Annotated in this window: 24 protein-coding genes and 3 pseudogenes; 22 read left to right on the forward strand and 5 right to left on the reverse strand. The window is 64.3% G+C overall.

Annotated features, from left to right (window positions below):
* The first annotated feature begins 10 nt into the window (after nucleotides 1–10).
* From LOY26_RS24720 to LOY26_RS24760, 9 genes are all read left to right on the forward strand, one after another.
* The gene (locus tag LOY26_RS24720; RefSeq protein ID WP_033701918.1) at nucleotides 11–1,015 is read left to right on the forward strand and encodes an aspartate carbamoyltransferase catalytic subunit; all 1,005 of its coding nucleotides are present in this window, start codon (nucleotides 11–13) and stop codon (nucleotides 1,013–1,015) included.
* Nucleotides 1,012–2,283, forward strand: a complete 1,272-nt coding sequence (locus tag LOY26_RS24725; protein WP_258714205.1) for a dihydroorotase — start codon at nucleotides 1,012–1,014, stop codon at nucleotides 2,281–2,283. Before LOY26_RS24720 ends, LOY26_RS24725 begins: the two co-directional genes overlap by 4 nt.
* A 174-nt stretch (nucleotides 2,284–2,457) precedes the next feature.
* Nucleotides 2,458–2,988 (forward strand): ATP-dependent protease subunit HslV, encoded by a 531-nt coding sequence (gene hslV, locus LOY26_RS24730; RefSeq protein ID WP_003249309.1) that lies wholly within the window; start codon nucleotides 2,458–2,460, stop codon nucleotides 2,986–2,988.
* A 73-nt stretch (nucleotides 2,989–3,061) separates the two neighbouring features.
* Nucleotides 3,062–4,405, forward strand: a complete 1,344-nt coding sequence (gene hslU, locus LOY26_RS24735; RefSeq protein ID WP_033701920.1) for an ATP-dependent protease ATPase subunit HslU — start codon at nucleotides 3,062–3,064, stop codon at nucleotides 4,403–4,405.
* Between the two features lie 139 nt (nucleotides 4,406–4,544).
* Complete coding sequence (locus LOY26_RS24740) at nucleotides 4,545–4,922, forward strand: gamma-butyrobetaine hydroxylase-like domain-containing protein (protein WP_186652861.1); 378 nt, start codon at nucleotides 4,545–4,547, stop codon at nucleotides 4,920–4,922.
* A 353-nt stretch (nucleotides 4,923–5,275) separates the two neighbouring features.
* Complete coding sequence (gene phaC, locus LOY26_RS24745; protein WP_258714206.1) at nucleotides 5,276–6,955, forward strand: class II poly(R)-hydroxyalkanoic acid synthase; 1,680 nt, start codon at nucleotides 5,276–5,278, stop codon at nucleotides 6,953–6,955.
* A 62-nt stretch (nucleotides 6,956–7,017) separates the two neighbouring features.
* Nucleotides 7,018–7,869 (forward strand): poly(3-hydroxyalkanoate) depolymerase, encoded by an 852-nt coding sequence (phaZ, locus tag LOY26_RS24750; protein WP_033701923.1) that lies wholly within the window; start codon nucleotides 7,018–7,020, stop codon nucleotides 7,867–7,869.
* A 58-nt stretch (nucleotides 7,870–7,927) separates the two neighbouring features.
* Nucleotides 7,928–9,610: a class II poly(R)-hydroxyalkanoic acid synthase gene (phaC, locus tag LOY26_RS24755; protein ID WP_033701924.1), complete on the forward strand. Its 1,683-nt coding sequence runs from the start codon at nucleotides 7,928–7,930 to the stop codon at nucleotides 9,608–9,610.
* 13 nt (nucleotides 9,611–9,623) lie between these two features.
* Nucleotides 9,624–10,238, forward strand: coding sequence for a TetR/AcrR family transcriptional regulator (locus LOY26_RS24760; RefSeq protein WP_033701926.1), 615 nt, complete (start codon nucleotides 9,624–9,626; stop codon nucleotides 10,236–10,238).
* 59 nt (nucleotides 10,239–10,297) lie between these two features.
* On the opposite strand, the gene LOY26_RS24765 is transcribed toward LOY26_RS24760, so the two are convergent.
* The 3 genes from LOY26_RS24765 to LOY26_RS24775 form a co-directional block, all read right to left on the reverse strand.
* Nucleotides 10,298–11,080, reverse strand: a complete 783-nt coding sequence (locus tag LOY26_RS24765) for a phasin family protein (RefSeq protein ID WP_258714207.1) — start codon at nucleotides 11,078–11,080, stop codon at nucleotides 10,298–10,300.
* Between the two features lie 10 nt (nucleotides 11,081–11,090).
* A complete protein-coding gene (locus LOY26_RS24770) occupies nucleotides 11,091–11,510 on the reverse strand; it encodes a phasin family protein (RefSeq protein WP_033701928.1) in 420 nt (139 codons plus the stop codon).
* A gap of 105 nt (nucleotides 11,511–11,615) precedes the next feature.
* Nucleotides 11,616–11,891: a polyhydroxyalkanoic acid system family protein gene (locus tag LOY26_RS24775; RefSeq protein ID WP_033701930.1), complete on the reverse strand. Its 276-nt coding sequence runs from the start codon at nucleotides 11,889–11,891 to the stop codon at nucleotides 11,616–11,618.
* Between the two features lie 124 nt (nucleotides 11,892–12,015).
* On the opposite strand from LOY26_RS24775, the gene ubiE reads away from it, so the two are divergent.
* From ubiE to LOY26_RS27165, 13 genes and pseudogenes are all read left to right on the forward strand, one after another.
* Nucleotides 12,016–12,786 carry a bifunctional demethylmenaquinone methyltransferase/2-methoxy-6-polyprenyl-1,4-benzoquinol methylase UbiE gene (gene ubiE, locus LOY26_RS24780; RefSeq protein WP_033701931.1) on the forward strand — a complete coding sequence of 257 codons (771 nt, stop codon included), beginning with the start codon at nucleotides 12,016–12,018 and terminating at the stop codon, nucleotides 12,784–12,786.
* The gene (locus tag LOY26_RS24785) at nucleotides 12,786–13,409 is read left to right on the forward strand and encodes an SCP2 domain-containing protein (RefSeq protein ID WP_033701932.1); all 624 of its coding nucleotides are present in this window, start codon (nucleotides 12,786–12,788) and stop codon (nucleotides 13,407–13,409) included. The genes ubiE and LOY26_RS24785 overlap by 1 nt, the downstream gene beginning before the upstream one ends.
* Nucleotides 13,406–15,025, forward strand: coding sequence for a ubiquinone biosynthesis regulatory protein kinase UbiB (gene ubiB / locus LOY26_RS24790; RefSeq protein WP_258714208.1), 1,620 nt, complete (start codon nucleotides 13,406–13,408; stop codon nucleotides 15,023–15,025). The genes LOY26_RS24785 and ubiB overlap by 4 nt, the downstream gene beginning before the upstream one ends.
* A gap of 72 nt (nucleotides 15,026–15,097) precedes the next feature.
* Complete coding sequence (gene hisI / locus LOY26_RS24795) at nucleotides 15,098–15,490, forward strand: phosphoribosyl-AMP cyclohydrolase (protein WP_033701934.1); 393 nt, start codon at nucleotides 15,098–15,100, stop codon at nucleotides 15,488–15,490.
* A gap of 1 nt (nucleotide 15,491) precedes the next feature.
* On the forward strand, nucleotides 15,492–15,827 hold the full coding sequence (locus tag LOY26_RS24800; RefSeq protein ID WP_033701935.1) for a phosphoribosyl-ATP diphosphatase: 336 nt from the start codon (nucleotides 15,492–15,494) through the stop codon (nucleotides 15,825–15,827).
* 25 nt (nucleotides 15,828–15,852) lie between these two features.
* Nucleotides 15,853–16,125 carry a twin-arginine translocase TatA/TatE family subunit gene (locus tag LOY26_RS24805; RefSeq protein ID WP_033701936.1) on the forward strand — a complete coding sequence of 91 codons (273 nt, stop codon included), beginning with the start codon at nucleotides 15,853–15,855 and terminating at the stop codon, nucleotides 16,123–16,125.
* Between the two features lie 3 nt (nucleotides 16,126–16,128).
* Nucleotides 16,129–16,506, forward strand: coding sequence for a Sec-independent protein translocase protein TatB (tatB, locus tag LOY26_RS24810; protein WP_186652869.1), 378 nt, complete (start codon nucleotides 16,129–16,131; stop codon nucleotides 16,504–16,506).
* Nucleotides 16,503–17,291 (forward strand): twin-arginine translocase subunit TatC, encoded by a 789-nt coding sequence (gene tatC / locus LOY26_RS24815; protein WP_033701938.1) that lies wholly within the window; start codon nucleotides 16,503–16,505, stop codon nucleotides 17,289–17,291. Before tatB ends, tatC begins: the two co-directional genes overlap by 4 nt.
* Nucleotides 17,288–17,995: a 16S rRNA (uracil(1498)-N(3))-methyltransferase gene (locus LOY26_RS24820; RefSeq protein WP_033701939.1), complete on the forward strand. Its 708-nt coding sequence runs from the start codon at nucleotides 17,288–17,290 to the stop codon at nucleotides 17,993–17,995. The genes tatC and LOY26_RS24820 overlap by 4 nt, the downstream gene beginning before the upstream one ends.
* A gap of 101 nt (nucleotides 17,996–18,096) precedes the next feature.
* Nucleotides 18,097–19,158, forward strand: a pseudogene (locus tag LOY26_RS27150) (methyl-accepting chemotaxis protein); the annotation flags it as partial.
* Between the two features lie 141 nt (nucleotides 19,159–19,299).
* The gene (locus LOY26_RS27155) at nucleotides 19,300–20,013 is read left to right on the forward strand and encodes a methyl-accepting chemotaxis protein (RefSeq protein WP_408980781.1); all 714 of its coding nucleotides are present in this window, start codon (nucleotides 19,300–19,302) and stop codon (nucleotides 20,011–20,013) included.
* A gap of 296 nt (nucleotides 20,014–20,309) precedes the next feature.
* A pseudogene (locus LOY26_RS27160) lies at nucleotides 20,310–21,398 on the forward strand (methyl-accepting chemotaxis protein); the annotation flags it as partial.
* 141 nt (nucleotides 21,399–21,539) lie between these two features.
* Nucleotides 21,540–22,119: pseudogene (locus LOY26_RS27165) on the forward strand (methyl-accepting chemotaxis protein); the annotation flags it as partial.
* Nucleotides 22,120–22,285: 166 nt separating this feature from the next.
* On the opposite strand, the gene LOY26_RS24835 reads toward LOY26_RS27165, so the two are convergent.
* The gene (locus LOY26_RS24835) at nucleotides 22,286–23,020 is read right to left on the reverse strand and encodes an amino acid ABC transporter ATP-binding protein (protein ID WP_033702582.1); all 735 of its coding nucleotides are present in this window, start codon (nucleotides 23,018–23,020) and stop codon (nucleotides 22,286–22,288) included.
* Nucleotides 23,013–23,975, reverse strand: coding sequence for an amino acid ABC transporter permease (locus LOY26_RS24840; protein WP_186652883.1), 963 nt, complete (start codon nucleotides 23,973–23,975; stop codon nucleotides 23,013–23,015). Before LOY26_RS24840 ends, LOY26_RS24835 begins: the two co-directional genes overlap by 8 nt.
* Between the last annotated feature and the right edge of the window lie 57 nt (nucleotides 23,976–24,032).

Below are 24,032 nucleotides of genomic sequence, written 5' to 3' on the forward strand. Positions count from 1 at the left end.
GTCCCCCGCGATGACGCCAATCGACGCCAAGCGCCCGCTGCAGCTCAATGATCAGGGCCAGCTGCGCCACTTTCTCTCGCTCGACGGTTTGCCCCGCGAACTGCTGACCGAGATCCTCGACACCGCCGACTCCTTCCTGGAAGTCGGTGCCCGGGCCGTGAAAAAAGTCCCGTTGCTGCGCGGCAAGACCGTGTGCAACGTGTTCTTCGAAAACTCGACCCGCACCCGTACCACCTTCGAACTGGCCGCGCAGCGCCTGTCGGCCGACGTGATCAGCCTCAACGTGTCGACCTCCTCGACCAGCAAGGGCGAAACCCTGTTCGACACCCTGCGCAACCTGGAAGCGATGGCCGCCGACATGTTCGTCGTGCGCCATTCCGACTCGGGCGCCGCGCACTTCATCGCCGAGCACGTGTGCCCCGACGTTGCCGTGATCAACGGCGGCGACGGCCGCCATGCGCACCCGACCCAGGGCATGCTCGACATGCTGGCCATCCGTCGGCACAAGGGCAGCTTCGAGAACCTCTCCGTGGCCATCGTCGGCGACATCCTGCATTCGCGCGTGGCCCGCTCCGACATGCTCGCGCTCAAGGCGCTGGGCTGCCCGGACATCCGCGTGATCGGCCCGAAAACCCTGATCCCGATCGGCATCGAGCAATACGGCGTGAAGGTGTACACCGACCTCGCCGAAGGCCTCAAAGACGTCGATGTGGTGATCATGCTGCGCCTGCAGCGTGAGCGCATGGCCGGCGGCCTGCTGCCCAGCGAGGGCGAGTTCTACCGCCTGTTCGGCCTGACCACCGCGCGCCTGGCCGGCGCCAAGCCGGATGCCATCGTCATGCACCCTGGCCCGATCAACCGCGGCGTGGAGATCGAATCGGCGGTGGCCGACGGCAAGCACTCGGTGATCCTCAACCAAGTGACGTACGGCATCGCCGTGCGCATGGCCGTGCTGTCCATGGCCATGAGCGGGCAAAACACGCAACGCCAACTCGACCAGGAGAACGCCCTGTGAGCATCAGCATTCTTGGCGCCCGGGTCATCGACCCCAACAGCGGCCTGGACCAGGTCACCGACCTGCACCTGGATGGCGGCCGCATTGCCGCGATCGGCGCGGCACCGGCCGGTTTCAGCGCCAGCCGCACGATCCAGGCCGAGGGCCTGATCGCAGCACCTGGCCTGGTCGACCTCGACGTGGCCCTGCGCGAGCCGGGCTACAGCCGCAAGGGCAGCATCGCCAGCGAAACCCGCGCCGCCGTGGCCGGTGGCGTGACCAGCCTGTGCTGCCCACCGCAGACCAAACCGGTACTGGACACCTCGGCCGTGGCCGAGCTGATCCTCGACCGCGCCCGCGAAGCCGGCAACAGCAAGGTCTACCCGATCGGCGCCCTGACCAAGGGCCTGGAAGGCGAGCAGCTGGCCGAGCTGGTGGCCCTGCGCGACACCGGTTGCGTGGCCTTCGGCAATGGCCTCAAGGAAATCCCCAACAACCGCACCTTGGCCCGTGCCCTGGAGTACGCCGCCACGTTCGACCTGACCGTGGTGTTCCACTCCCAGGACCGTGACCTGTCCCAAGGCGGCCTGGCCCATGAGGGCGCAATGGCCAGCTTCCTCGGCCTGCCCGGCATCCCCGAGACTGCCGAGACCGTGGCCCTGGCACGCAACCTGCTGCTGGTCGAACAGTCCGGCGTGCGCGCGCACTTCACCCAGATCACCAGTGCCCGCGGCGCGCGGCTGATCGCCCAGGCGCAGGAGCTGGGCCTGCCGGTTACCGCCGACGTGGCGCTGTATCAGCTGATTCTTACCGACCAGTCGCTGCGCGAGTTCTCCAGCCTGTACCACGTGCAGCCACCGCTGCGCACCGCCGTCGACCGTGACGGCCTGCGCGCGGCGGTCAAGTCGGGCGTGATCCAGGCGATTTCCAGCCATCACCAGCCCCATGAGCGCGATGCCAAGCTGGCCCCGTTCGGCGCCACGGAGCCTGGTATCAGCAGCGTCGAAGTGCTACTGCCTCTGGCCATGACCCTGGTCGAGGACGGCCTGCTCGACCTGCCGACCTTGCTCGCGCGCTTGAGCAGCGGCCCGGCTGCCGCCATGCGCCTGCCGGCGGGTGAGCTGAAGGTCGGTGGCGCAGCGGATTTGGTGCTGTTCGACCCGAAAGCCTCGACGGTCGCCGGCGAGCAATGGCTCTCGCGTGGCGAGAACTGCCCGTTCATCGGCCACTGCCTGCCAGGGGCGGTGCGTTATACCTTGGTCGATGGGCACGTCTGCCACGAAGCCTGACCACCAGTTGTAAGCCTCAAGCTGCAAGCCACAAGAAAAAGCAGGCATGGCGCCGACGCGCTTTTTCTTGCAGCTTGCAGCTTGCAGCTGGTCGCTAATGGTTGAAATCCTTCCCCCCACCCCCATATGAGTCTGCATCAGGCACTTTCGCCCCGCTGCGTGGAGACTCTCCCCTTGACCACCATCGTTTCTGTCCGCCGTAACGGCAAAGTCGTCATGGGCGGCGACGGCCAGGTTTCCCTCGGCAACACCGTGATGAAAGGCAACGCCAAAAAGGTCCGTCGCCTGTACCACGGCCAGGTCATTGCCGGGTTCGCCGGCGCCACCGCCGATGCGTTCACCCTGTTCGAGCGCTTTGAAGGGCAACTGGAAAAACACCAGGGCCACCTGGTCCGTGCCGCCGTCGAGCTGGCCAAGGAATGGCGTACCGACCGCTCCCTGAGCCGCCTGGAGGCCATGCTGGCCGTGGCCAACAAGGACGCCTCGCTGATCATCACCGGCAACGGCGATGTGGTCGAACCCGAAGACGGCCTGATCGCCATGGGTTCCGGTGGCGCCTACGCCCAGGCCGCAGCCCGTGCCCTGCTGAACAAGACCGACCTCTCGGCCCGCGAAATCGCCGAGACCGCCCTGAACATCGCCGGTGACATCTGCGTGTTCACCAACCATAACCTGACCATCGAGGAGCAGGACCTGGCCGACTGATCAGTTGTTTTGGCGTCCCGCCCGCGGCGGGACTTTTCCACACTGATTGCTCTGCTCGAGGACCATTTTCATCATGTCCATGACCCCCCGCGAAATCGTTCACGAACTGAACCGCCACATCATCGGCCAGGACGACGCCAAGCGCGCCGTGGCCATCGCCCTGCGCAACCGCTGGCGGCGCATGCAGCTGCCGGCCGAGCTGCGTGCCGAGGTGACCCCGAAGAACATCCTGATGATCGGCCCGACAGGTGTCGGCAAGACCGAAATCGCCCGCCGCCTGGCCAAGCTGGCCAACGCGCCGTTCATCAAGGTCGAAGCGACCAAGTTCACCGAAGTCGGCTATGTGGGCCGTGACGTCGAATCGATCATCCGCGACCTGGCCGATGCCGCGCTGAAGATGCTCCGCGAGCAGGAGATCATCCGCGTGCGCCACCGCGCCGAAGACGCCGCCGAAGACCGCATCCTCGACGCCCTGCTGCCGCAGGCGCGGGTCACCAATTTCAGCGAGGAAGCCGCGCAGACCAGCAGCGATTCAAACACTCGCCAACTGTTCCGCAAGCGCCTGCGCGAAGGCCAGCTGGACGACAAGGAAATCGAGATCGAAGTGGCGGATGCCGTGGGCGTCGAGATTGCCGCGCCGCCTGGCATGGAAGAGATGACCAACCAGTTGCAGAACCTGTTCGCCAACATGGGCAAGGGCAAGCGCAAGGCGCGCAAGCTCAAGGTCAAGGAAGCGCTGAAGATGGTCCGCGAGGAAGAAGCGGGCCGCCTGGTCAACGAAGAAGAGCTCAAGGCCAAGGCCCTGGAAGCGGTTGAACAGCACGGTATCGTGTTCATCGACGAAATCGACAAAGTGGCCAAGCGCGGCAATGTCGGCGGCGCCGATGTGTCCCGCGAGGGCGTTCAGCGTGACCTGCTGCCGCTGATCGAAGGCTGCACCGTCAACACCAAGCTGGGCATGGTCAAGACCGACCATATCCTGTTCATCGCCTCGGGTGCGTTCCACCTGAGCAAACCGAGCGACCTGGTGCCTGAGCTGCAGGGCCGTCTGCCGATCCGTGTCGAACTCAAGGCACTGACCCCGGAAGATTTCGAGCGCATCCTGCAAGAACCGCACGCTTCGCTGACCGAGCAGTACCAGGCGCTGCTCAAGACCGAAGGGCTGAACATCGAGTTCCTCACCGACGGTATCAAGCGCTTGGCCGAAATTGCCTACCAGGTCAACGAGAAGACCGAGAACATCGGTGCCCGCCGCCTGCACACCCTGCTCGAGCGCCTGCTCGAAGAGGTGTCGTTCAGTGCCGGTGACCTGGCCAGCACGCACGACGAAGCGCCGATCCAGATCGATGCCGGGTATGTGAACAGCCACCTGGGTGAGCTGGCGCAGAACGAAGACCTGTCGCGCTACATCCTGTAAGCGGCAAGCCTTGAGCTGCAAGCGACAAGCTGTTCAGTGTCGCTTGCAGCACCGCGAGACATGATTTTTCCGCGATGGCTTGAATATCACTTCTTGTAGCTTGAAGCTTGTAGCTTGTCGCTCAGAAGAGATTCAGCCCATGGCCCGCCTGCCCACCGCCATCAACCTGCACAAAGCCTCCAAGACCTTGAGCCTGACCTACGGCCCAGACGAGGTCTACCACCTGCCCGCCGAATTCCTGCGCGTGCACTCGCCTTCCGCCGAGGTCCAGGGCCACGGCAACCCCATCCTGCAAGTCGGCAAGATCAACGTCGGCCTCGCCGGCCTCGAACCCGCCGGCCAATATGCACTGAAACTGACCTTCGACGACGGCCATGACAGCGGCCTGTTCACCTGGGAGTACCTGGAACAGCTGTGCCTGCGCCAGGCGCAACTGTGGGCCGACTACCTCGACGCGTTGCATCAGGCCGGAAAGTCCCGCGATCCGGCCGAATCCGTTGTGAAACTCATGCTCTAGCTCAAGCCGCCTACGGTTTAGAGCGCATTTTCTAATCTCATCTGCTTGAATGCCCTACAGACAGCTCAGTGACGAGCTGTCTTGCGCATTACATGAAAGTCGGGTAACCAATGGAGCTGGCAAGGTCCCTGCATTGTCTTCAAGGCAACCAGGACCAGGCCGGTATGTAGAGGTCGCGAGCGAAAGCAGGCTGTCTTCACACGCAGAACTCCCCGCAGCTCATCACCCCATGCAACCGGCCCGCAGCACCGCTGTTCCTTATCACTGGTCACCCGAGTAGCAGTACCGGGCTCTGGACTGTGCACCCCGCCACAGGCAACCGGTACTCGTCTCTGGACAACGGAGCGTCGTAGATGAGTAACAAGAACAACGATGAGTTGCAGCGGCAGGCCTCGGAGAACACCCTGGGGCTGAACCCGGTCATCGGCATCCGCCGCAAGGACCTGCTCAGTTCGGCACGCACCGTGCTGCGCCAGGCCGTGCGCCAACCGCTGCACAGCGCCAAGCACGTGGCGCACTTCGGCCTGGAGCTGAAGAACGTGCTGCTGGGCAAGTCCAGCCTGACGCCCGAAAGCGACGACCGTCGCTTCAACGACCCCGCCTGGAGCAACAACCCCCTTTACCGCCGCTACCTGCAAACCTACCTGGCCTGGCGCAAAGAACTGCACGAATGGATCGGCAGCAGCGACCTGTCGCCCCAGGACATCAGCCGTGGCCAGTTCGTCATCAACCTGATGACCGAAGCCATGGCGCCGACCAACACCTTGTCAAACCCGGCGGCGGTCAAGCGCTTCTTCGAAACCGGTGGCAAGAGCCTGCTCGATGGCCTGTCCAACATGGCCAAGGACATGGTCAACAACGGTGGCATGCCCAGTCAGGTCAACATGGACGCCTTCGAGGTGGGCAAGAACCTGGGCACCAGCGACGGCGCCGTGGTGTACCGCAACGACGTGCTCGAACTGATCCAGTACAGCCCCATCACCGAACAGGTGCATGCGCGGCCGCTGCTGGTGGTGCCGCCACAGATCAACAAGTTCTATGTATTCGACCTGAGCCCGGAAAAGAGCCTGGCGCGCTTCTGCCTGCGCGCCCAGCAGCAGACCTTCATCATCAGCTGGCGCAACCCGACCAAGGCCCAGCGTGAATGGGGCCTTTCGACCTACATCGATGCGCTCAAGGAAGCGGTCGACGCGGTGCTGGCGATTACCGGCAGCAAAGACCTGAACATGCTCGGCGCCTGCTCCGGCGGCATCACCTGCACCGCGCTGGTGGGCCATTACGCCGCCGTTGGCGAGAAGAAGGTCAATGCCCTGACCCTGCTGGTGAGCGTGCTGGACACCACGATGGACACCCAGGTCGCGCTGTTTGTCGACGAGCAGACCCTCGAAGCCGCCAAGCGCCACTCCTACCAGGCCGGCGTGCTGGAAGGCAGCGAGATGGCCAAGGTGTTCGCCTGGATGCGCCCCAATGACCTGATTTGGAACTACTGGGTCAACAACTACCTGCTGGGCAACGAGCCACCGGTGTTCGACATCCTGTTCTGGAACAACGACACCACGCGCCTGCCGGCCGCCTTCCATGGCGACCTGATCGAGATGTTCAAAAGTAACCCGCTGACCCGCCCCGGTGCACTGGAAGTGTGCGGCACCCCGATCGACCTGAAGCAGGTCACGTGCGACATCTACAGCCTTGCCGGCACCAACGACCACATCACCCCGTGGCCATCCTGCTACCGCTCGGCGCACCTGTTTGGCGGCAAGATCGAGTTCGTGTTGTCCAACAGCGGCCATATCCAGAGCATCCTCAACCCGCCGGGCAACCCCAAGGCACGCTTCATGACCGGCGCCGATTGCCCGGGCGACGCAGCGGCCTGGCAGGAGAACGCCACCAAGCATGCCGACTCGTGGTGGCTGCACTGGCAGAGCTGGCTGGGCGAGCGTGCCGGCGAGCTGAAAAAAGCGCCGACCCGCCTCGGCAACCGCGCCTATGCCGCAGGCGAGGCATCACCGGGCACCTACGTTCACGAACGTTGAGTTGCAGCGCCGTGGCCACCTGCGGGTGACCACGGTGTTTACTTCACCACAGAGCCACGCGCATGCCGCAACCCTATATCTTCAGGACCGTCGAACTGGACCAGCAGTCCATCCGCACTGCCGTGCGCCCTGGCAAGCCGCATTTGACGCCGCTGCTGATCTTCAACGGCATCGGCGCCAACCTGGAGCTGGTGTTCCCGTTCATCGAAGCACTGGACCCGGACCTGGAAGTCATCGCCTTCGACGTACCGGGCGTGGGCGGCTCGTCCACGCCGCGCCAGCCCTACCGCTTTCCGGGGTTGGCCAAGCTGACGGCACGCATGCTCGACTACCTCGACTATGGCCAGGTCAATGTGATTGGCGTGTCCTGGGGCGGCGCGCTGGCCCAGCAGTTCGCCCACGACTACCCCGAGCGCTGCAAGAAGCTGGTGCTGGCAGCCACGGCTGCGGGCGCGGTAATGGTGCCGGGCAAGCCCAAGGTGCTGTGGATGATGGCCAGCCCCCGGCGCTACATCCAGCCCTCCCATGTGATCCGCATCGCCCCGCTGATCTACGGCGGCGGCTTTCGCCGCGACCCGGACCTGGCCATGCACCACGCATCCAAGGTGCGTTCCGGCGGCAAGCTGGGCTACTACTGGCAACTGTTCGCAGGGCTAGGCTGGACCAGCATTCACTGGCTGCACAAGATCCAACAGCCCACGCTGGTGCTGGCAGGCGATGACGACCCGTTGATCCCGCTGATCAACATGCGCCTGCTGGCCTGGCGGATTCCCAATGCCCAGCTACACATTATCGACGACGGCCATCTGTTTCTGATCACCCGGGCCGAGGCCGTCGCCCCGATCATCATGAAGTTCCTTCAGCAAGAGCGTCAGCGCGCAGTCATGCACCCTCGCCCGGCTTCGGGCGTGTAGGCGCGGGTTTGCCTGCGATGGGCATCAGGCGCAAGGGTCAAGACCAGGGAGTGTTGCCATGAAAGACAAACCGGCCAAAGGAACGCCAACGCTTCCCGCCACCAGCATGAACGTGCAGAACGCCATGCTCGGCCTGCGCGGCCGCGATTTGATATCCACCCTGCGCAGCGTCGGCCGCCACGGGCTGCGTAACCCGCTGCACACCGCCCGCCACCTGCTGGCCCTGAGCGGCCAACTCGGCCGGGTGATGCTCGGCGACACGCCCTACCAGCCAAACCCGCGCGACACGCGCTTCAGCGACCCGACATGGAGCCAGAACCCGCTGTACCGGCGTGGCCTGCAAGCCTACCTGGCCTGGCAGAAACAGACCCGGCTTTGGATCGAGGAAAGCCACCTGGACGCCGATGACCGGGCCCGTGCGCAGTTCCTGTTCACCCTGATCAACGACGCCCTGGCGCCCAGCAACTCGCTGCTCAACCCGCTGGCGGTGAAGGAGCTGCTCAATACCGGCGGCCAGAGCCTGCTGCGTGGCGCCGCGCACCTGCTCGACGATCTGCGCCATAACGACGGCCTGCCTCGCCAGGTCGACGAGCGCGCCTTCGAGGTGGGCGGCAATGTGGCGGCAACCCCAGGCGCCGTGGTGTTTCGCAACGAGTTGCTGGAGCTGATCCAGTACCAGCCGATGAGTGAAAAGCAGCACACCCGCCCCCTGCTGGTGGTGCCGCCGCAAATCAACAAGTTCTACATCTTCGACCTGAGCGCGACCAACAGTTTCGTCCAGTACATGCTCAAGAATGGCCTGCAGGTGTTCATGGTCAGCTGGCGCAACCCCGACCCACGGCACCGCGAGTGGGGCCTGTCCAGCTACGTTCAGGCCCTGGAAGAAGCGCTCAATGCCTGCCGCAGCATCAGCGGCAACCGCGACCCCAACCTGATGGGCGCCTGCGCCGGCGGCCTGACCATGGCGGCGCTGCAAGGCCACCTGCAAGCCAAGCACCAGCTGCGCCGGGTACGCAGCGCCACGTACCTGGTCAGCCTGCTCGACAGCAAGTTCGAAAGCCCTGCCAGCCTGTTCGCCGACGAGCAGACCCTCGAAGCCGCCAAGCGCCGCTCCTACCAGCGCGGCGTGCTGGACGGCGCCGAGGTGGCGCGCATCTTCGCCTGGATGCGGCCCAACGATCTGATCTGGAACTACTGGGTCAACAACTACCTGCTCGGCAAGACCCCGCCAGCCTTCGACATTCTCTACTGGAACGCCGACAGCACGCGCCTGCCCGCCGCACTGCATGGCGACCTGCTCGACTTCTTCAAGCTCAACCCACTGACCCACCCGGCGGGCCTGGAAGTCTGCGGCACGCCCATCGACCTTAAACAGGTCGACCTCGACAGCTTCACCGTGGCCGGCAGCAACGACCACATCACCCCCTGGGACGCCGTGTATCGCTCGGCCCTGTTGCTGGGCGGCGAACGGCGCTTTGTACTGGCCAACAGCGGGCATATCCAGAGCATCATCAACCCACCCGGCAACCCCAAGGCCTATTACCTGGCCAACCCCAAGCTGTCGAGCGACCCGCGTGCGTGGTTCCACGACGCCCAACGCAGCGAGGGCAGTTGGTGGCCCTTGTGGCTGGAGTGGGTCACACCCCGTTCCGGCCCACTGAAGGCACCGCGTACCGAGCTTGGTAATGCAACCTATCCGCCGCTGGGCCCTGCGCCAGGCACCTATGTCCTGACCCGATGAGCACACCGCCTGGATGAAAACCCGCGACCGTATCCTTGAATGCGCCCTGCAGTTGTTCAACCAGCAGGGCGAACCGAACGTCTCGACCCTGGAGATCGCCAACGAGCTGGGCATCAGCCCTGGCAACCTGTACTACCACTTCCATGGCAAGGAGCCTGTGGTGCTGGGCCTGTTCGAGCGCTTCGAAGAGGCGCTGATGCCCCTGCTCGACCCGCCCCTGGAGGTGCGCCTGGATGCCGAGGACTACTGGCTGTTCCTGCACCTGATCGTCGAACGCATGGCCCAGTACCGTTTCCTGTTCCAGGACTTGTCGAACCTGACCGGGCGCCTGCCCAAGCTGGCCCGTGGCATGCGCAGCCTGATCAACGCGCTCAAGCGCACCCTTGCCGCGTTGCTCGCCAGCCTCAAGGGCCAGGGGCAGGTGGTAAGCGAGACCCAGGCACTGGGGCAACTGGTGGAGCAGATCACCCTGACGCTGATGTTCTCGCTGGATTACCAGCGCGTGCTGGGGCGCGAGGGGGATGTGGGGATTGTCGTGTATCAGGTGATGATGCTGGTGGCACCGCACCTGCAGCCCCCGGCACGGGCGGCGGCGGAGCAGTTGGCGGTGAGGTACCTGGAGGGGTAGAGCTGTTCAATCGGCAGTGGCTTCTTCGCGGGCTTGCCCCGCGAAGAAGCCACGCAGTATCAGGCTTCGGTAACTGCGCTCACCGGCGCCGACGGTGTATTGCTGGCCGGTGCCACGCTTGGCGCTGGCGCTGCGGTGGCAGCGGGTGCGGCGCTGGTGGCCGGTGTTGCCGGTTTGGCCGCAGCCGGTTTGGCCGGGGCCTTCTTCACCGCAGGTTTCTTCGCTGCAGCAGGCTTGGCCGCAACAGACTTGGCAGCCGGTTTTGCCGCCGGCTTGGCAGCGGCAACCTTGGCTGCGGGTTTGGCCGCAGCAACCTTGGCCGCAGGCTTGGCAGCAGCGGTTTTAGCAGCCGGTTTGGCAGGCGCCTTGGCCAACGGCTTGGCCGCAGTCTTGCTCGCAGCAGCTTTGCTCGCAGCAACCTTGGAAACCGGCGTGACCGAAGCACCGGTCAGCTTCTCGATCTGCTTGGTCAGGCTGTCTACCTGCTGGTGCAGGGCCTTGATCTCGTTGCGGCTAGGTACGCCCAGGCGCGAGATGGCGCTGTTCAGGCGCTTGTCGAAGGCTTCTTCGAGCTCACTCCACTTGCCCAGCGCACGGTCCTTCACGCCAGACACCCGCGAGGTGGTCGAAGACTTGGCGGTTTCGGCGACATCTTCAGCGGTCTTCCTGGCCTGCTTCTCGGCCTTCTCGCCGTCTTTCACCAGCGTGTCGAACAGCTTCGGGCCGTCCTGGTCGATCTTCGAATAGATACCCAGCCCGGCCAGCCAGATCTTGCGGGAGTACTTCTCGATCCCGCCGACCCAGGAGCTGCTTTCTTTATCGGAATTCTTCTTGCCAGCCATCCTGCTCTCCTTATGGTTTGTGCGCGACGCGCTCAAGCAGCTCGTGCAGCTGTTCAAGCTTGATGGACAACGCCTCAACGTCATGTTTAGACGGAATGCCGAGGCGATTCAAGGCGCGACCAACCCGTGCGTCGAAAGCTTTTTCGATCTTGTCCAGTTGAACTTCGACCTTGCCGCGTACGCGGCTGACTTCCTGGGTCGCTTCGTCGATCTGGGTATTGGCGGCATCGAGCTCTTTGTCGATGCGTTTCTTGCCACGTTTTTCAACGCCTTCGCCGGCCTTGACCAGCTCGCTGAAGTACTCGGAACCTTCCTGGCCGACGCGGGCGTAAGCGCCGATACCTGCCAGCCAGATCTTGCGCGCGTAGCCGCGCACCTCGCCCAGGGTGCCCAGGGCGTCGTCCTTTTTCTTCACATTCACTTTGGCCATGCTCTGTACCTCATGCTCATGAGTGGAGAGGAACCGCCCATGGAGGTTGGGCTTGAGCATAAGGTAGAGCGCGAAATTAGAATTCTCACCCTAAGGTGGCAGGCCTCAGGCCAGGGCTTTATCCAGCGCCCGCTCGATCTCGCCCTTGATGGTGCCGCTCATCATCGACAGCATCATGCCCAGTTTCAGCTCGACGCGGATGCTGTCGTCACCGATGTGCACGCTGCCGTTGGCGCCACTGCGTGCCACGTCGACGCGGTCGCCGTTCCAGGTGGCCTTGAGGTCATATTCGCGGCTCAGCTTGTCCACCAGCGCTTCGGCCTTGGCGCGAGCGGCCTCGCGGCCGAGGGAGTGTTTGCGTTCGACGCTGATCTGGGTCATGCGGGTGTTCCTGGATATGAAGACATAATCGGCATTATGCCCGCCCCTGCCCCCCGGCACACCCCGCCAAGACAAATCCGCCCGTTCGCCCTAGAATGGCGGTAATTTTTTCCGGTGAAGCGATATGAACGACCAGCGCAAAGGCGAACACGCCGAACCCACCACCCATTTTGGCTACCAGGACGTCCCCGAGAGCCAGAAAGCCAAGAAAGTCGCCGAGGTGTTCCACTCGGTGGCGGCCAAGTACGACCTGATGAACGACGTGCTTTCCGGCGGCATGCACCGCCTGTGGAAGCGCTTCACCATCGAGCTGTCGGGCGTGCGCAGCGGCAACCGCGTGCTGGACATTGCCGGCGGTACCGGTGACCTGGCCGCCAAGTTCTCGCGGCTGGTCGGCCCGACCGGGCAGGTAGTGCTGGCCGACATCAACGAGTCGATGCTCAAGGTTGGCCGTGACCGCCTGCTCGACCGTGGCGTGGCGGGCAACATCGAGTTCGTCCAGGCCGACGCCGAGAAGCTGCCGTTCCCGGACAACCACTTCGACTGCGTGACCATCGCCTTCGGCCTGCGCAACGTCACCCACAAGGACGAAGCCATCCGCTCGATGCTGCGCGTGCTCAAGCCGGGCGGGCGCCTGTTGATCCTCGAATTCTCCAAGCCGACCAGCAAGCTGATGTCCAAGGCCTATGACGCGTACTCGTTCGCCTTCATGCCACTGGCCGGCAAGCTGATCACCAACGACTCGGAAAGCTACCGCTACCTGGCCGAATCGATCCGCATGCACCCCGACCAGGAAACCCTCAAGGCCATGATGGTCGACGCCGGCTTCGACCGCGTCACCTACCACAACATGACCAGCGGCATCGTCGCCGTACACCGGGGAATCAAGCCCTGATGCTGCTGGCCGGGCTGCTCGCCAGCGTCGAACATGGCCTGAACCGCGTCCTGCGCATGGACAGCACGGCATTGCCGCGGCTGGCTGCGCTCGAAGGCAAGGTCATCGAGATCGATTGCCGTCAGCCGGCCCTGCAGGTGTTCATCCTGCCCGATGAAGACGGCCTGATGCTGGCCGCGCACTGGGAAGGCGAGGTCGACTGCAGCCTGCGCGCCCCCGCTGGCAGCCTGGCGCAACTGGCCTTGGCCAGGGACAAGACCGCCGTGTTGCACAGCCCGCAGGTCGAACTGCATGGCGACAGCGCCGTGCTGCTCGACCTGTTCGGCGTGTTGCAGGACCTGGAGCTGGACTGGGAGCACGAGCTGCAGCGTTGGCTCGGCCCGGTCGCCACCGCGCTGCTGGCAGGCCACATCCGCCTGCGTGCGCGCTGGACCCGCCAAGGCCTGACGCGCTTCAGCCAGAACCTCTCCGAGTACCTGGCCGAAGAGTCCCGCACCCTGGTCGGCAAACGCGAAGCCGAAGCCGCCTTCAGCGAGCTCGATGCCTTGAAGGTCGATACAGAACGCTTAGAGGCGCGCCTGCTGCGCCTCTCCCGATCCCTTGATACCAGCGATAACGCATGAAGCTGCTCGCCGTCCGCCGTCTCTTTCGCATCCAGCGTGTGGTGATCCGCTACCGCCTCGATGACCTGCTGTTCGACCTGCCCCTGCCCTGGTGGCTGATGAGCCTGCGCCTGCTGATGCCCTGGCGCTGGCTGCCGCGCACGCCCTCCGCGCTCAGCCGTGGCGCGCGCCTGCGCCTGGCGCTGCAGGACCTGGGGCCGATCTTCATCAAGTTCGGCCAGCTGCTGTCCACCCGCCGCGACCTGCTGCCCACCGACATCGCCGACGAACTGATGCTGCTGCAAGACCGCGTGCCGCCGTTCGACCCGAAAAAGGCCGTGGCCTTGATCGAGGAGCAGCTCGGCGCCAAGGTTGGCGAGGTGTTCAGCCGTTTCGACGTCGAGCCGCTGGCCTCGGCCTCGGTGGCCCAGGTACACGCCGCGCGCCTGAAGAGCGGCGAAGAAGTCGTGGTCAAGGTGGTACGCCCGGGCCTCAAACCGATCATTGCCCAGGACCTGGCCTGGCTGTTCCTGATCGCCAAGGGCGCCGAGCGGGTGTCTGCCGACGCTCGCCGCCTGCACCCGGTCGAAGTGGTCAACGATTACGAAAAGACCATCTACGACGAACTCGACCTGCTCCGCGAGGCGGCCAACGCCAGCCAGTTGCGGCGCAACTTCGAGGGCTCCGAGCTGATGTACGTGCCCCAGGTCTACTGGGACCTGTGCCGGCCCAAGGTGCTGGTGATGGAGCGCATCTACGGCGTGCCGGTCACCGACATGGCAACCCTGGCCGACCAGCGTACCGACATGAAGCTGCTGGCCGAGCGCGGTGTGGAGGTGTTCTTCACCCAGGTGTTCCGTGACAGCTTCTTCCATGCCGACATGCACCCCGGCAACATTTTCGTCAGCACGGTAAAGCCGTGGAGCCCGCAGTACATCGCCATCGACTGCGGTATCGTCGGCAGCCTCACCGCAGAGGACCAGGATTACCTGGCGCGCAACCTGATCGCCTTCTTCAAGCGTGATTACCGCCGCGTCGCGCAACTGCACATCGATTCGGGCTGGGTGCCGGCGCACACCAAGGTCAATGAGTTCGAAGCCGCGATCCGTACCGTGTGCGAGCCGATCTTCGAAAAACCGTTGAAAGACATTTCCTTCGGCCAGGTGCTGATGCGCCTGTTCCAGACCGCCCGGCGCTTCAACATGGAGGTCCAGCCGCAACTGGTGTTGCTGCAGAAGACCCTGCTCAACATCGAGGGCCTGGGCCGCCAGTTGTACCCCGACCTGGACCTGTGGAGCACCGCCAAGCCGTTTCTGGAACGCTGGATGCGCGAGCGCTACAGCCCAAAGGCCATGGTCGGCAACCTGTACAGCCAAGCCGAGCAACTGCCGCACCTGGCCGGTATGACCCGCGACCTGCTCGAACGCCTGTCGCAACCGCACCTGCACGACCCGCAACTGCCCCAGCGGCGCCGCCAGGGCGACCGCTGGGCACTGCGCCTGCTCGGCGCCGGCCTGCTCGGCGGTGGCGCGGTACTGGCCGCAGGTGCCGCCGAGGCGGCCAGCCTGGGCGCCCCGGCCGCCTGGCCGGCATGGCTGATGCTGGCCGCTGGCCTTTACCTGATCGTGCGCCAATAGCCAGCCGCGCCTCTGGCTGGCACACTAGCGCAAAGGGCCCGGCACAGGAGCGGGCCCGTTTTGGAGTCGACGATGAAAGACTGGCTGGACGAGATCAAGTGGAACAGCGATGGCCTGGTACCGGCCATCGCCCAGGACCACAAGACCGGACGCGTGCTGATGATGGCCTGGATGAACCGCGAATCCCTGGCCCTGACTGCCGCCGAGCAACGCGCCATCTACTGGTCGCGCTCGCGTGGCAAACTGTGGCGCAAGGGCGAGGAGTCCGGCCACGTACAGAAATTGCACGAAATGCGCCTGGACTGTGATGCCGACGTGATCATCCTGATGGTCGAGCAACTGGGCCATATCGCCTGCCATACCGGCCGCGAAAGCTGCTTCTACCGCGTCTACGAAGACGGCCAATGGCAAACCGTCGACCCGGTCCTGAAGGACCCGGACGCCATCTATAGCGCAGGACACTGACATGAGCGACACCCTCAACCGCCTGGCCGAAGTGCTTGAACAACGCAAGCACGCGGCGCCCGACAGCTCCTACGTGGCAAGCCTGCATCACAAGGGCCTGAACAAGATCCTCGAAAAGCTCGGCGAAGAGTCCATCGAGACGATCATTGCCGCCAAGGATGCTGCGATCAGCAAGGATTACAGCGATGTCATCTATGAAACCGCCGACCTGTGGTTTCATAGCATGGTGATGCTCAGCGCGTTGGGGCAGCATCCACAGGCCGTGCTCGATGAACTGGAGCGCCGTTTCGGGCTTTCCGGGCATGACGAGAAGGCTGCGCGTCAACCTTCCGCCTGACTGAATAGAATTCTAGGAGAGCAACATGGGTATCTTTGACTGGAAACACTGGATTGTACTGCTGGTGGTGGTGGTGCTGGTGTTCGGCACCAAGAAGCTGAAAAACTTCGGCAGCGACCTCGGCGAGTCGATCAAGGGCTTTCGCAAGGCCATGAGCGACGAAGAGAACAAGCCGGCCGAGCAGACGCCGCCGCCTGCACAGCCCGTTCCGCCAGTGCAGAACACTGCCCAGCAAGCCCAGGGCCACACCATTGAGGGCCAGGCCCAGCCGGTCCAAGAGCCACAGCGGAAAGACTGACCCATGTTCGGCATCAGTTTCAGTGAGCTGCTGCTCGTCGGCCTCGTCGCCCTGCTGGTGCTCGGCCCCGAGCGCCTGCCCGGCGCCGCGCGTACGGCCGGGCTGTGGATCGGGCGCCTCAAGCGCAGCTTCAACAGCATCAAGATGGAAGTCGAGCGCGAGATCGGCGCCGACGATATACGTCGGCAGCTGCACAACGAGCACATCCTGCACATGGAAGAGGAAGCCCGGCGCATCCTCAACCCGCAGACGCCAGCGGTGCAGCCACCGGTCACCACGGCCACGGTGCAACCTCCCGCAGGGCTCGAAGCTACGCCAGACGCCACGCCTGCCGCCCCGGCCGCACCCTCTGAACCGCCACAACCGCCGCGAGCCCCATGAGCGAAAATCCGGAACACGACCAGCCCATGCCGCTGGTCTCGCACCTGACCGAACTGCGCACCCGCCTGCTGCGTTGTGTCGCCGTCATCTTCCTGATCTTTGCCGGGTTGTTCTCCTTCGCCCAGCAGATCTACACCCTGGTCTCGGCGCCGTTGCGCGACCACCTGCCGGCCAATGCGACGATGATCGCCACCGACGTGGCCTCGCCGTTCCTCACGCCGTTCAAGTTGACCATGATCGTGTCGTTGTTCCTGGCGATCCCGTTCATTCTTCAACAGATCTGGGGCTTCATTGCACCCGGGCTGTATCGCCATGAAAAACGCATTGCCATTCCGCTGCTGGTGTCGAGCATCTTCCTGTTCTACGCCGGCATGGCCTTCGCCTATTTCCTGGTGTTCCCGCTGATTTTCGGCTTCTTCGCCAGCGCCACCCCGGAGGGCGTGTCGATGATGACCGACATCGCCAGCTACCTCGACTTCGTCATGACCCTGTTCTTCGCCTTTGGCGTTGCCTTCGAGATCCCGGTGGCCGTGGTGTTGCTGGTGTGGATCGGCGTGGTCGACGTGAAGTACCTGAAGAAGGTTCGCCCTTACGTGATCATCGGCTGCTTCGTGGTCGGCATGGTCCTGACCCCACCGGACATCTTCTCCCAGACCTTGCTGGCAGTGCCCATGTGGCTGTTGTTCGAGGTCGGTGTGCTGTGTGGCAGCCTGATCCGCAAGCGCAGCGAGCACGATGAAGCCGCGAACGATCACAACGACCAACCCCCTGCGACGCAACCGTGAACCTGCTGTTACTCGAACAAGCCGATTTCATCGCGGCCGACCGCGTGGTCCTGGCCGACCGGCGTTTCACCCACATGCAGGAGATTCACCGGGTGGCGGTGGGCGATAGCCTGCGCGTCGGGCAGGTCAACGGGTTGATGGGCCGCGCCACCGTGGTGCGCCTGGAAGGCCATGAAGCGGAACTGCAAGTGGGCTTCGACCAGCCGCCACCGGCCAAGCTGCCGCTGACCCTGGTGCTGGCGGTGCCGCGGCCGAAAATGTTGCGCCGGCTGTTCCAGACCGTCGCCACCCTGGGTGTCGAGCGCCTGATCCTGGTAAACAGCTACAAGGTCGAAAAGAGTTTCTGGCAAACGCCTTTCCTTAACCCCGAAAGCATTCGCGAAAACCTCATCCTGGGCCTGGAGCAGGCCCGCGACACGGTGTTGCCCGAGGTGATCATCGAGAAGCGCTTCAAGCCGTTCGTCGAAGACCGCCTGCCGGCCATCGCCGAAGGTACCTTGGGCCTGGTGGGCCACCCCGGCCCCTACCCTGCCTGCCCGCGGGCCGTCGAGCAAGCGGTGACCCTGGCCATCGGCCCGGAGGGTGGCTGGATCCCCTATGAAGTCGAGCTGCTGGGCAAGGCTGGCCTTGCGCCTGTGCAACTGGGTGAGCGCATCCTGCGCGTGGAGACTGCCGTAATCGCGCTGTTATCGCGTATTTTCTGACGCAATCGTCAGGCTTTTCACCCATCAAGTTTCTCTCTCCCGGGCCGATGCCTTGGCAACACAATAATTAACCGTGCTGCCAAGTTACCGGGGAGTCGAACATGTACCGATGGTTAGCCCACGTGCTGGGAAATGTAAGCGTCAATCGCAAGCTGGGGCTGGGCTTCGGCCTGGTACTGCTACTGACCCTGGCCATTACCCTGACCGGCTGGCACGGCCTGGACAGCGTCATCGACCGCGGCGACAAGCTGGGTAATATCTCGGTGATCCAGCAATACACCCAGGAACTGCGCATCGCCCGCCAGCATTACCAGCGCGACCGCAATGACGCTGCTGTGGCCGAGCTGGAAAAGGCCCTGGCCAATCTTGATCGCCAGGTGCAACTGATGCTGGGCCAGATCGAACTCCCCGCCGACCGCCAGCGCCTCGAACAACAGCGCGAGGCCGTGCGCATCTATCAACAAGCGTTCAACGACCTGAAACAAGCCGGCCAGCGCCGCGAGGCCAGCCGTGCCGTGCTTGGCGACAGCGCCGACAAGGCCGTCGAGCTGGTCGGCCGGGTCCAGCGGGGCCTGCTGCAGGGCGGCGATATCAGCCAATACCAGTATGCGGTGGACGTCAGCGCACTGCTGCAACAAGCGCGCTTCCAGGTCCGTGGCTATACCTACAGCGGCGATGCGCAGTACCAGCAGACCGCACTGAAGGCCATCGACCAGGCCCTGGCCCAACTCAAGGCGCTGCCGGCCAAGGTGCCCGCCGAACATGCCGCCAGCCTCGACGATGCCGCCACCGCCCTGGCCGGCTACCGTGACGCGGTCAACCAGTTCGGCAGTGCGCAGGCTGCCAGCGAGCAGGCGCTGCAACACATGGCCGACCAGGGCTCGGTGCTGCTGCAGACCAGCCAGACGATAACCACTTCACAGACGGCAGTGCGCAACGCCGGTGCCAGCCAGGCCAAGACCCTGCTCGCCGCCGCCACCGCCCTGGCCCTGGCGTTAGGGCTGCTGGCGGCCTGGGCCATCACCCGGCAGATCATCATCCCGCTGCGCCAGACCCTGAACGCTGCCGAGCGCGTGGCCAGTGGCGACCTGAGCCAGGACTTGCCGGTACAACGCCGCGACGAACTGGGCCAGTTGCAGGCCAGCATGCAGCGCATGACCCAGGGCCTGCGTGAGTTGATCGGCGGCATCGGCGACGGTGTCACGCAAATCGCCAGCGCCGCCGAGGAACTGTCGGCGGTGACCGAGCAGACCAGCGCCGGGGTCAACAACCAGAAGGTAGAAACCGACCAGGTGGCGACGGCCATGAACCAGATGACCGCCACCGTGCACGAGGTGGCACGCAATGCCGAACAGGCCTCGGAAGCCGCGTTGATGGCCGACCAACAAGCCCGCGAGGGTGATCGGGTGGTGGGTGAGGCGGTGGCCCAGATCGAGCGCCTGGCCTCTGAGGTGGCCAACTCCAGCGAAGCGATGAACCTGCTCAAGGCCGAGAGCGACAAGATCGGCAGCGTGCTCGATGTGATCAAGTCGGTGGCCCAGCAGACCAACCTGCTGGCCCTCAACGCGGCGATCGAGGCAGCACGGGCCGGCGAGGCCGGGCGTGGCTTTGCCGTAGTCGCCGACGAAGTGCGCAGCCTGGCCCAGCGTACGCAGCAGTCGACCGAAGAAATCGAAGAGCTGATTGCCGGCTTGCAAAGCGGCACGCAACGTGTGGCCAGCGTGATGGACAACAGCCGCCAGCTGACCGACAGCAGTGTCGAACTGACCCGCCGCGCCGGGGGCTCTCTGGAGACCATCACCCGTACCGTGTCGTCGATCCAGGCGATGAACCAGCAGATTGCCACGGCGGCGGAAGAACAGAGCGCGGTGGCCGAGGAGATCAACCGCAGCGTGATGAATGTGCGGGATATCTCCGATCAGACCTCGGCGGCCAGTGAAGAGACGGCCAGCTCCAGTGTGGAACTGGCGCGGTTGGGCACGCACCTGCAAGGGCTGGTAGGGCGGTTCAGGCTCTGATCGTGCAAGGCCTGCGGGCGTGGTGTAGGAGCGGCCTTGCGTCGCGATCGGGGCGCGTAGCGCCCCCAGCACTCTCTGCGGCGAAGCTGAAAAACCAGGGGCGCTACGCGCCCCGTTCGCGACGCAAGGCCGCTCCTACACAAGCGTCGCGGCGGGCCTGCAGAAATTCATACAGTCTTTGCTGAATTTTCCTACGAGATTATCAGGTCAAGTCCTACGCCTCCGCGGCCGATGGGCAGGGGTGTCATGCCGGCATTGCGCCGGCATGCCCTCTCTCAAACGGACGGAGACTCATCATGCTCGGCTACCTCAACCGCAGGCTCGGCAACGTCGGTGTCGGCGCCAAGCTTGCCCTCGGCTTCGCCGTGGTCTTGCTGCTTACCCTGGCCACCACCCTCAGCGGCTGGCGCGCGCTGGATGGCGCTATCACCCGCTCGGAACAACTCAGTGAAATCGGCCTGATCAACGACCTGGTCAAGGACCTGCGCGCAGAGCGCATCACCTATCGCGTGCTCGGCGACGACGCCAGCAAGTCGCGCATCATGCGTATCCTCGACCAGCTCGAAGGCATGCTGACCACCCTGCAGCAACGCAGCCATGTCGATGATTCACGCCAGATGCTCACCCAGAAGCTGCAATTGTTGCAGCGCCTGCGCGACGACTTCGCCGAACTGCAGCGCACGGTCGCACAGCGGCACGCGCTGCGCGAGGCCATGCAGGCGCAGGAGCAGAAACTCAACGACGTCATCGACGAACTGCAGACCCAGGCCTTGCTGAAGATGCCTGCCGACAGCCAGCAAAGCGGCGTGCTGGGCCTGATGGATACCCTCAGCCGTCACGTCGACGGCGCCAACCAGCAGAGCCTGGTACCCGCCTATACCTTCTCGCCCGTCGAGGGTTTCGCCAAGGTCGGCGATGGCGCACTTGACGCCGCCGACAGCAGCCTTGGCCAGTTGCTCAAGGGTCTTGCGCCCCTGGGCCTGCCACGCACGCTGACGGAACAGCCCGGTGTCGAGTTGGCCAAGTACCGCACCCGCCTGGACCAGTACCGTAGCGCCGCCGTGCGGGTCGAGCAGTTGCAAGGCAACATGGAAAACATGGGTGATGAGTTAAGCGCCGTCAGCGTGGAGTTGGGCGAGCGCAAGGTCGAGCAACGCGACAGCGAGGCCCTGGCAGCCCGCTCGTTGCTGACCAGCGTGGCCGTGCTGGCGCTGGTGGTGGGGGTCATCGCCGGCTGGCTGATCACCCTGCAGATTACCCAGCCGCTGCGCCAGACACTGGCCGTGGCCGCGCGTATCAGCAAGGGCGACCTGAGCCAGGTCGAGCCGGTGCTGCGCCGTGACGAGATGGGCCAGTTGCAGTCCAGCATGCGCGACATGACCTTGAGCCTGCGCGAGCTGATCGGCGGCATCGACCAAGGTGTCGGCCACCTGTCACAGGCGGCCACGCAACTGGCCGCCAGCAGTGAGGACACCAAGCTGCGTATCAACCAGCAACGTGAGGAAACCGACCAGGTGGCCACCGCCATGAACCAGATGAGCGCGACCGTGCAAGAGGTGGCGCAGAACGCCGAACAAGCATCGCTGGCCGCAACCAATGCCGACCAGCAGGCGCAGGTGGGCGATCAGGTGGTGGCCGAAGCCATCAGCCGCATCGAGCAACTGGCCGGGCAGATGGACGATTGCCTGGCAGCCATGCAGCATCTGGCGGGCGAAAGCCAGCGCATCGGCAGCATCCTCGATGTGATCAAGTCGGTGTCCGAACAAACCAACCTGCTGGCCTTGAACGCAGCGATCGAAGCAGCCCGGGCCGGTGAAGCCGGGCGTGGTTTTGCGGTGGTCGCCGATGAGGTACGCGGGCTGGCGCAACGGACCCAGCAGTCGACCGAGGAGATCGAACAACTGATCGAAAGCCTGCACAGCGGCACAGACGAGGTCACGCACCTGCTCGACAACAGCAAGCGCCTGACCGAGCAGAGTGTCGAGCTGAGCCGCAAGGCAGGGCATGCGCTGGGGCAGATCACCGATACGGTGTCGAGTATCCAGGGCATGAACCAGCAGATTGCCACGGCCAGTGAAGAACAGAGCGTGGTGGCCGAGCAGATCAACCGCAGTGTGCTGAATGTGCGCGATGTGTCTGACCAGACCAGTGCGGCCAGTGAACAGACGGCGGCTTCGAGTGGCGAGCTGGAGCAACTGGGGCGGCAGTTGCGGGGGATGGTCGGGCGATTCAGCCTTTGAGATTGCCGGGGGCGCAATGCGCCCCCAAGCGGTTACAGCACCTGGCGCAAGAACGCCTGCGCCCGCGGGTCCTTCGGCGTATCGAAGAACTGCGCCGGCGAGGCATCTTCCAGCAACTTGCCATGGTCGAAGAACAGCACCCGGTCAGCCACTTCCCGGGCAAAGCCCATCTCGTGGGTAACGCAGACCATGGTCATGCCTTCCTGAGCCAGGGTCTTCATCACATCCAGCACTTCGCCGACCATTTCCGGGTCGAGCGCCGAGGTCGGCTCATCGAACAGCATCACCTTCGGCTCCATGGCCAAGGCACGGGCAATCGCCACGCGCTGCTGCTGGCCGCCGGACAACCGCGACGGGTACTCGTTGGCCTTCTGCGCGATACCGACCTTCTCCAGCAGCGCCCGGGCCTTGGCCTCACGCTCGGCCTTGCCGCGCTTGCGCACCACCTTCTGCGCCAGGCACAGGTTCTCCAGCACGGTCATGTGCGGGAACAGGTTGAAATGCTGGAACACCATGCCGACTTCGCGGCGGTAGGCGTTGATGTCGGTCTTCGGGTCGGCCAGTTGCAGGCCGTCGATGGCCACATGGCCTTCGTCGAAATGCTCCAGGCCGTTGAGGCAGCGCAGGAAGGTCGACTTGCCCGAACCCGACGGGCCAAGCACCACCACCACTTCGGCCTTGGCCACACGCGTGGTGACATTGTCTACCGCGCGAACCACTTGGCCGCGGGTGTCGAAGACTTTTACCAGGTCACGGACTTCAATCACTTTGCGCAAGCCTCCGCTCGAGCCGGCTGGCCAGGTGCGACAGCGGCAGGTTGATCAGCAGGTACAGGCCTGCCACGCAGAACCAGATCTCGAAGGTCGAGAACGAGGTGGTGATGGCCTCGCGGCCGCTCTTGGTCAGTTCGGTAATGGCGATCACCGAGACCAGCGAGGTGTCCTTGACCAGGCTGATGAACTGGCCGGCCAACGGCGGCAGCACGCGTTTGAAGGCCTGAGGCAGGATCACATGGCGCATCGACTGGCTGGCGTTCAAGCCCAGCGAGCGGGCCGCCTCGTTCTGGCCGCGGGCGATCGACTGCACACCGGCGCGGACGATCTCGGCCACATAGGCCCCGGTGAACAGCGCCAGCGCCGCAACCCCGGCGAATTCGCGGGACAGGTTGAGCACGGTGCCAATGAAGAAGTAGAAGATGAAGATCTGTACCAGCAGCGGTGTGCCCCGCACCAGTTCGACGTACACCGTCGACAAGTCACGCAGGGTCGGGTTGTTCGATAACCGGCACAGGCCCGCGAACAGGCCGATCACCAGGCCCAGGGCGCCCGACACCACCGACAACCACAGCGTGGTCCACAGGCCCCACGCCAACGGGCCAGCCGCCCAGTGGCGGGTCACACCGACCTGGTCGCCTTCGGCGACGTCATCGCCACGGCTCAGTTGCAGGCTGTTGCTGTCCACATCGAGCACCTGCTCAGCGCCGTCTTCGCCCTTGAGCGAGACGCGGGCGGTGTCACCGGAGATGACGATGTCCTGCACGGTGCCATTGCTGGCGGCGCGCTGGGCGTCTTCGGCCTGGTAGGCAAAATACTGAGGGACGCGGTTCCAGCGCCACTCATAGGACATCATCGAGGTGGCCAGATACAGACTGACCGCCAGGCCAACCAGCACCAGCGCAGTCAGCGCGTGCCAGGGCCACTGGGCTTTCTTGTGTTTGATCACGGGGTTACTCCAGAAAGCGGAAAGCCGCAAGCTACACGCTGCAAGGAAAACCAGACC

The sequence above is a fragment of the Pseudomonas sp. B21-047 genome (genome assembly GCF_024748775.1).
Lineage (GTDB): Bacteria > Pseudomonadota > Gammaproteobacteria > Pseudomonadales > Pseudomonadaceae > Aquipseudomonas > Aquipseudomonas capeferrum.

Excerpts from the sequence above, each read along its gene's own strand:
- ubiB (WP_258714208.1), top strand. The coding sequence starts at position 13,406 with ATGAAGCTGCTCGCCGTCCGCCGTCTCTTTCGCATCCAGCGTGTGGTG.
- LOY26_RS24720 (WP_033701918.1), top strand. The coding sequence starts at position 11 with ATGACGCCAATCGACGCCAAGCGCCCGCTGCAGCTCAATGATCAGGGC.
- LOY26_RS24770 (WP_033701928.1), bottom strand. The coding sequence starts at position 11,510 with ATGGCCAAAGTGAATGTGAAGAAAAAGGACGACGCCCTGGGCACCCTG.
- LOY26_RS24785 (WP_033701932.1), top strand. The coding sequence starts at position 12,786 with ATGCTGCTGGCCGGGCTGCTCGCCAGCGTCGAACATGGCCTGAACCGC.
- LOY26_RS24760 (WP_033701926.1), top strand. The coding sequence starts at position 9,624 with ATGAAAACCCGCGACCGTATCCTTGAATGCGCCCTGCAGTTGTTCAAC.
- LOY26_RS24765 (WP_258714207.1), bottom strand. The coding sequence starts at position 11,080 with ATGGCTGGCAAGAAGAATTCCGATAAAGAAAGCAGCTCCTGGGTCGGC.
- LOY26_RS27155 (WP_408980781.1), top strand. The coding sequence starts at position 19,300 with ATGAACCAGATGACCGCCACCGTGCACGAGGTGGCACGCAATGCCGAA.
- LOY26_RS24775 (WP_033701930.1), bottom strand. The coding sequence starts at position 11,891 with ATGACCCAGATCAGCGTCGAACGCAAACACTCCCTCGGCCGCGAGGCC.
- LOY26_RS24740 (WP_186652861.1), top strand. The coding sequence starts at position 4,545 with ATGGCCCGCCTGCCCACCGCCATCAACCTGCACAAAGCCTCCAAGACC.
- phaZ (WP_033701923.1), top strand. The coding sequence starts at position 7,018 with ATGCCGCAACCCTATATCTTCAGGACCGTCGAACTGGACCAGCAGTCC.
- phaC (WP_033701924.1), top strand. The coding sequence starts at position 7,928 with ATGAAAGACAAACCGGCCAAAGGAACGCCAACGCTTCCCGCCACCAGC.
- hslU (WP_033701920.1), top strand. The coding sequence starts at position 3,062 with ATGTCCATGACCCCCCGCGAAATCGTTCACGAACTGAACCGCCACATC.
- LOY26_RS24800 (WP_033701935.1), top strand. The coding sequence starts at position 15,492 with ATGAGCGACACCCTCAACCGCCTGGCCGAAGTGCTTGAACAACGCAAG.
- hisI (WP_033701934.1), top strand. The coding sequence starts at position 15,098 with ATGAAAGACTGGCTGGACGAGATCAAGTGGAACAGCGATGGCCTGGTA.
- ubiE (WP_033701931.1), top strand. The coding sequence starts at position 12,016 with ATGAACGACCAGCGCAAAGGCGAACACGCCGAACCCACCACCCATTTT.
- tatC (WP_033701938.1), top strand. The coding sequence starts at position 16,503 with ATGAGCGAAAATCCGGAACACGACCAGCCCATGCCGCTGGTCTCGCAC.
- LOY26_RS24805 (WP_033701936.1), top strand. The coding sequence starts at position 15,853 with ATGGGTATCTTTGACTGGAAACACTGGATTGTACTGCTGGTGGTGGTG.
- phaC (WP_258714206.1), top strand. The coding sequence starts at position 5,276 with ATGAGTAACAAGAACAACGATGAGTTGCAGCGGCAGGCCTCGGAGAAC.
- tatB (WP_186652869.1), top strand. The coding sequence starts at position 16,129 with ATGTTCGGCATCAGTTTCAGTGAGCTGCTGCTCGTCGGCCTCGTCGCC.